Source organism: Kosakonia sp. YIM B13571 (assembly GCF_042788095.1).
Lineage (GTDB): Bacteria > Pseudomonadota > Gammaproteobacteria > Enterobacterales > Enterobacteriaceae > Kosakonia > Kosakonia quasisacchari.
Genome location: NZ_JBHZPL010000017.1, coordinates 76,905 through 83,237, shown reverse-complemented (window position 1 = coordinate 83,237; position 6,333 = coordinate 76,905). Strand labels below are relative to the sequence as shown.

Below are 6,333 nucleotides of genomic sequence, written 5' to 3'. Positions count from 1 at the left end.
TGAGGTTTGAGGTTTGAGGTTTGAGGTTTGAGGTTTGAGGTTTGAGGTTTGAGGTTTGAGGTTTGAGGTTTGAGGTTGAAGGTTTGAGGTTGAAGGTTGAAGGTTGAAGGTTGAAGGTTGAAGGTTGAAGGTTTGGCAATGATCATCAATGGAGTAAATGCGAGGCAAAAAAAAGACATCTTGCGATGTCTTTTTCCGGAATATTGGTACCGAGGACGGGACTTGAACCCGTAAGCCCAATCGGGCACTACCACCTCAAGGTAGCGTGTCTACCAATTCCACCACCTCGGCACGACTTACTTCTTAGTGCGGGATATCGCTGCTCGGCTGTGCCGGAGCTACAGGCTGAGTTTGTTCACTCTTCGCCGGTGCGCTCAAATTATCCCACTCGCTTCCTTTATTGGTTTTATTGCTGTTTATGTTGCCCAGCACAAGGCTAATAATGAAGAACAGTGTTGCCAGCACAGCTGTCGCACGGGTCATGAAGTTACCAGAACCACTTGAACCAAACAGCGTACCGGACGCGCCAGCGCCAAAGGAGGCTCCCATGTCAGCGCCTTTACCTTGCTGCAGCATGATCAGGCCTACAAGAGCCAGCGCCACAATAAGGAAAATAACTAAAAGAGCTTCGTACATAATCAACCTGTTCCTTGCGGGGTTGCCGCAGCCAATGCTTCAAACCAATAAAAGTGGGATATTTATTGCTTTCCCACTGAAGCGGGTGTGAATACTAACCAAAGCGAATGACCTTCGCAAGGGCAATTTAAGTGCATTTCATCAAGTGCGGAAAAAAACAGCAAAATTGCGATCTCTGGCTACTAAAAAGAGGCAATGGCCGCCTTTTTAAGCACTTATCGCGCTATTTTACAGCCTTAACTGCATCGGCAATGCGATTCGCGAGCGATGTCACTTGCGCCTCGTCTTCCCCTTCTACCATAACGCGAATTAACGGCTCAGTACCGGATTTACGCAATAGCACACGACCGCGGCCAGCCAGTGTCGCTTCCACTTCTGCCGTCACCGTTTTGACCGTCTCGTCTTCCAGCGGATCGCCAATGCCTGCAGTAAAACGCACATTCACCAGCACCTGCGGGAACATCTTCATGCCGCTGCATAAATCATGCAAAGACATGTGGTTACGTACCATTGCAGCAACCACCTGCAAACCGGCCACGATACCGTCTCCGGTCGTCGTTTTATCCAGCAAAATCACATGGCCGGAGTTTTCAGCACCGATGCGCCAGCCCTTCTCCTGCATTTTTTCCAGCACATAACGGTCGCCCACTTTCGCGCGAGCAAAGGGTATGCCCAGTTGCTTAAGCGCCAGTTCAAGCCCCATATTGCTCATGAGAGTGCCAACTGCGCCACCGCGCAGCTGCCCCTGGCGCAGCCCCTCGCGGGCAATGATATACATGATTTGATCGCCATCGACCTTGTTACCTTCGTGATCGACCATGATGACGCGGTCACCGTCACCATCAAAGGCAATGCCCAAATCGGCTTTCTCAACCAGAACGCGCTGCTGCAGCGCGGCCACATCCGTCGCGCCACATTTTTCGTTGATGTTCACGCCATCCGGATCACACCCGATAGCAATAACCTTCGCTCCCAGTTCGCGAAAAACACTCGGTGCAATGTGGTAAGTCGCACCATTAGCGCAATCAACCACGATTTTTAACCCATTCAGGCTCAGTTCATTCGGAAACGTCGCCTTGCAAAACTCAATATAACGTCCAGCGGCATCAACAATACGACTGGCCTTACCCAGCTCGGCGGAGTCGACGCAGGTAAGCTCTTTTTCCATCTCGGCTTCAATCGCCTCTTCTACTGCATCCGGCAGTTTTGTGCCGTCAATAGAGAAGAATTTGATGCCATTGTCATAGAAAGGATTATGCGAAGCCGAAATCACGATTCCCGCTTCTGCTCGGAATGTGCGCGTGAGATAGGCTACCGCCGGCGTTGGCATTGGTCCGGTAAAGGACGCGGAAAGACCAGCCGCCGCAAGACCGGCCTCCAGAGCGGATTCCAGCATGTAACCCGAAATGCGGGTGTCTTTACCAATGATGATTTTACGCGATCCATGGCGCGCCAGTACTTTCCCGGCAGCCCAGCCCAGCTTTAGTACAAAATCTGGGGTGATCGGTGCGTCGCCCACACGGCCGCGAATACCATCAGTGCCAAAATATTTACGATTACTCATAGCGTTTGTTTTCCTTCGCTGACAGCGTGGCTTCCACCACCCGCATAGCTTCTACTGTTTCTTTTACATCGTGAACACGAATAATGTGTGCGCCTTGCATTGCCGCGATCACTGCGCAAGCCAGACTACCGCTTAACCGCTCGGAGGGGCCGACATTAAGTAGCTGGCCGACCATCGATTTACGCGACATTCCGACCAACAGAGGTAATCCAAAATGATGAAACTCAGCCAGGCGGGTAAGCAATTCATAATTGTGGGACAGATTTTTACCGAAACCGAATCCCGGGTCGAGCAACAATTTCTCTTTTGAGATCCCAGCCTGTTCGCATCGTGCTATATGCTCGATAAAAAAGTGATTCACATCGGCAAACACATCATCATATTTCGGCGCTTCCTGCATGGTTTTTGGCTGGCCTTGCATATGCATCAGGCAAACCGGCAGTCCGGTTTGTGCAGCAGCTTCCAGCGCGCCCGGTTCTGTTAATGAGCGGATATCATTAATGATGTGTGCACCTACTCGCGCTGATTCGCGAATGACTTCAGGTTTAGATGTGTCGACGGAAATCCATACCTCAAAACGCTGTGCGATGGCTTCAACGACCGGGATTACGCGTTCAAGTTCCTCTTCTACGCTAACATCGACCGCCCCAGGACGCGTCGATTCCCCACCGATATCCACAATTGTCGCCCCCGCATTGATCATCAGGTTCGCGTGCTTCACCGCCTCGATCAATGTGTTATGTGCACCACCATCAGAAAAAGAATCCGGCGTTACATTGAGGATGCCCATTACATGGGGGTGAGACAAATCCAGTGTTGAGCCCTGAGCATGGAGTTTCATGACTAAAAATCCCTGAGGTTGTGGCGATTAGAAATTAAAAGAAAAACCCCGGAGCAAGCCCCGGGGTTTTCATTAAAAGCAGATCATCAGCGCAAATACTTATTTGTCGCCCAGTTGTTCTGACATGGTATTGCCCGGGTTTGGCGTACGCGGTTCATCAACCGGACGCGGCGCTCGCGGCGTACCATTATTGTCAGAGTTGTTCGCACCAGGTTCTTCCCAACCTGCTGGCGGACGAACATCACGACGTGACATCAAGTCATCAATCTGCGGTGCATCGATGGTCTCATATTTCATCAGAGCATCTTTCATCGCATGCAGAATATCCATATTCTCATTGAGCAGTTGACGTGCGCGATTGTAGTTACGTTCAATAAGCAATTTCACTTCCTGGTCGATGATTCGTGCGGTTTCATCGGACATATGTTTCGCTTTTGCAACGCTACGGCCCAGGAAAACTTCGCCTTCCTCTTCCGCGTAAAGCAACGGACCGAGTTTGTCGGAGAAGCCCCACTGGGTGACCATGTTACGCGCCAGGTTAGTCGCGACTTTAATATCGTTCGACGCACCGGTAGAAACATGTTCAACACCGTAAATGATCTCTTCTGCCAGACGACCACCGTACAGCGTTGAAATCTGACTTTCCAGTTTCTGACGGCTGGCGCTAATCGCATCACCTTCCGGCAGGAAGAACGTCACACCCAGTGCACGGCCGCGCGGAATAATCGTCACTTTATGCACCGGATCGTGTTCCGGTACCAGACGACCAATAATCGCATGGCCTGCTTCGTGGTATGCTGTGGACTCTTTCTGCGCTTCGGTCATCACCATGGAGCGGCGTTCAGCACCCATCATGATTTTGTCTTTCGCTTTTTCAAACTCGACCATCGACACGACGCGTTTGTTACCACGAGCGGCAAACAGCGCCGCTTCGTTGACCAGGTTCGCCAGATCGGCACCGGAAAAGCCTGGCGTCCCGCGCGCGATGATTGCAGCATCAACATCCGGCGACAGCGGCACACGGCGCATATGGACTTTCAGGATCTGTTCACGACCGCGAACATCCGGCAGACCGACAACAACCTGGCGGTCAAAACGCCCCGGGCGCAACAAAGCAGGGTCGAGTACGTCAGGACGGTTAGTTGCGGCAATAACGATAATACCTTCGTTGCCTTCGAAACCATCCATCTCAACCAGCATCTGGTTCAGCGTCTGTTCACGCTCATCATGACCACCGCCAAGACCCGCGCCACGCTGGCGGCCTACGGCGTCGATTTCATCGATGAAGATAATGCACGGTGCTGCTTTCTTCGCTTGCTCGAACATGTCACGCACACGAGATGCACCAACACCAACGAACATTTCTACAAAGTCAGAACCGGAAATGGTGAAGAACGGCACTTTCGCTTCACCGGCGATCGCTTTCGCCAGCAGCGTTTTACCCGTACCCGGAGGACCGACCATCAGGACGCCTTTCGGGATTTTACCGCCCAGTTTCTGGAAACGGCTCGGCTCACGCAGATATTCAACCAGCTCGCCAACTTCTTCTTTTGCTTCGTCGCAACCGGCAACGTCAGCGAAAGTCGTTTTGATCTGATCTTCCGTAAGCATACGCGCCTTGCTCTTGCCGAACGACATGGCACCTTTGCCACCGCCGCCCTGCATCTGACGCATAAAGAAAATCCAGACCCCAATCAGCAGCAGCATCGGGAACCAGGAAATGAAGATAGTCGTCAGCACGCTCTGCTCTTCAGGCGGTTCACCTACAACCTTGACGTTTTTCGTCACCAGGTTGTCGAGCAGTTTCGGATCCTGAACCGGGATGTAAGTCGTGTAACGGTTACTATCTTTCTTGGTAACGTTGATCTCACGTCCGTTGATACGCGCTTCGCGAACCTGGTCCTGGTTGACCTCTTGCAGGAAGGTAGAATAGTCCACCTTACGGCTATTCGACTCGCTGGGCCCAAAGCTCTGGAATACTGACATCAGCACGACGGCAATGACCAGCCAGAGTATTAGGTTTTTCGCCATGTCACTCAAGGGATTAACCTCATATTACAACTGTGTTAAAAACAGCGTCAGGATACAACATAACCCATCTCTTTCAAACCAAAGGCCGAAATCGACGGGGTATCATTTTCGCCCGGTCGCTACAATATACACTTCACGTGAACGCGCACGTGAAGAGTCCGGTTTACGTACTTTAACCTTCGTAAACAGGGAGCGAATTTCGGTGAGATACTCATCGAAACCTTCGCCCTGGAACACCTTCACTAAAAAACTTCCGCCCGGCGCCAACACATCACGGCACATCTCCAGCGCCAGCTCCACAAGATACATGGAACGGGGGATATCAACAGCAGGCGTGCCGCTCATATTCGGTGCCATATCTGACATGACAACCTGAACTTTACTGTCGCCAACGCGATCCAGTAACGCTTTCAGAACTAATTCATCACGAAAATCGCCCTGAAGGAAGTCCACACCAACGATTGGATCCATCGGTAAAAGATCGCAAGCGATGATACGTCCGTTACCACCAATCTGTGTGACCGCATATTGCGACCATCCACCTGGGGCAGCGCCCAGATCGACAACCGTCATACCCGGCTTAAAAAGTTTGTCACTTTGCTGTATTTCATCAAGTTTAAACCAGGCACGGGAACGCAACCCTTTTTTCTGCGCCTGTTGAACATATTTATCGCTAAAGTGTTCCTGAAGCCAGCGGCTCGAGCTGGCAGAACGCTTTTTACCTGTCATTTAACTTTCCATCTGGGTTCATCGTCGACATCGAGAAATTTCGACGCGCAATTTGGCGATATAGTGGAGATGGCGGTAGAATGACCCGTTTTCAATCCCAACGTAAGCAAAATATACGATGAATCTGAGTACTAAACAAAAACAGCACCTGAAAGGTCTGGCACATCCGCTCAAGCCAGTAGTTATGCTTGGCAATAATGGTTTGACCGAAGGGGTACTGGCCGAGATTGAACAAGCGCTAGAGCACCATGAACTTATCAAGGTGAAGATCGCCTCTGAAGACAGAGAAACTAAGACCTTGATCGTGGAAGCTATCGTTCGCGAAACCGGCGCCTGCAATGTACAGGTCATCGGTAAAACGCTGGTGCTTTATCGCCCAACCGCAGAGCGTAAAATTCCACTGCCACGCTAAGGATATCCTGAATTGAACACAAAATCTGTGTAAAACGAGGGGTTTCCGCCAGCAGACGTGCAAAATGCCACGCTCCTGGAATTCATAAAAGGCCGCAGTGCGGCCTTTTTCTTTTCTTTA

6 protein-coding genes and 1 tRNA gene are annotated in these 6,333 nt (G+C 51.1%); 1 reads left to right on the top strand and 6 read right to left on the bottom strand.

The window, feature by feature from the left end:
• Positions 1–204 precede the first annotated feature (204 nt).
• The 6 genes from ACFX4O_RS23485 to rlmE form a co-directional block, all read right to left on the bottom strand.
• Positions 205–291: transfer RNA gene (locus ACFX4O_RS23485), tRNA-Leu, on the bottom strand.
• Between the two features lie 12 nt (positions 292–303).
• Positions 304–636 carry a preprotein translocase subunit SecG gene (secG, locus tag ACFX4O_RS23480; RefSeq protein WP_131407913.1) on the bottom strand — a complete coding sequence of 111 codons (333 nt, stop codon included), beginning with the start codon at positions 634–636 and terminating at the stop codon, positions 304–306.
• Between the two features lie 223 nt (positions 637–859).
• Positions 860–2,200, bottom strand: coding sequence for a phosphoglucosamine mutase (gene glmM / locus ACFX4O_RS23475; protein ID WP_131407781.1), 1,341 nt, complete (start codon positions 2,198–2,200; stop codon positions 860–862).
• A complete protein-coding gene (gene folP, locus ACFX4O_RS23470; RefSeq protein ID WP_131407783.1) occupies positions 2,193–3,041 on the bottom strand; it encodes a dihydropteroate synthase in 849 nt (282 codons plus the stop codon). The genes glmM and folP overlap by 8 nt, the downstream gene beginning before the upstream one ends.
• A 99-nt stretch (positions 3,042–3,140) precedes the next feature.
• The gene (ftsH, locus tag ACFX4O_RS23465; RefSeq protein WP_131407785.1) at positions 3,141–5,072 is read right to left on the bottom strand and encodes an ATP-dependent zinc metalloprotease FtsH; all 1,932 of its coding nucleotides are present in this window, start codon (positions 5,070–5,072) and stop codon (positions 3,141–3,143) included.
• A gap of 102 nt (positions 5,073–5,174) precedes the next feature.
• Entirely contained in the window at positions 5,175–5,801 is a 627-nt protein-coding gene (gene rlmE / locus ACFX4O_RS23460) for a 23S rRNA (uridine(2552)-2'-O)-methyltransferase RlmE (protein ID WP_020455430.1), read from the bottom strand.
• A gap of 118 nt (positions 5,802–5,919) precedes the next feature.
• Here rlmE and yhbY point away from each other — a divergent pair, with 118 nt between their 5' ends.
• Positions 5,920–6,213 (top strand): ribosome assembly RNA-binding protein YhbY, encoded by a 294-nt coding sequence (yhbY, locus tag ACFX4O_RS23455; protein ID WP_131407787.1) that lies wholly within the window; start codon positions 5,920–5,922, stop codon positions 6,211–6,213.
• The last annotated feature ends 120 nt before the right edge of the window (positions 6,214–6,333 follow it).

Coding starts and splice junctions, on each gene's coding strand:
- secG (WP_131407913.1), bottom strand. CDS start 636: ATGTACGAAGCTCTTTTAGTTATTTTCCTTATTGTGGCGCTGGCTCTT.
- glmM (WP_131407781.1), bottom strand. CDS start 2,200: ATGAGTAATCGTAAATATTTTGGCACTGATGGTATTCGCGGCCGTGTG.
- folP (WP_131407783.1), bottom strand. CDS start 3,041: ATGAAACTCCATGCTCAGGGCTCAACACTGGATTTGTCTCACCCCCAT.
- ftsH (WP_131407785.1), bottom strand. CDS start 5,072: ATGGCGAAAAACCTAATACTCTGGCTGGTCATTGCCGTCGTGCTGATG.
- rlmE (WP_020455430.1), bottom strand. CDS start 5,801: ATGACAGGTAAAAAGCGTTCTGCCAGCTCGAGCCGCTGGCTTCAGGAA.
- yhbY (WP_131407787.1), top strand. CDS start 5,920: ATGAATCTGAGTACTAAACAAAAACAGCACCTGAAAGGTCTGGCACAT.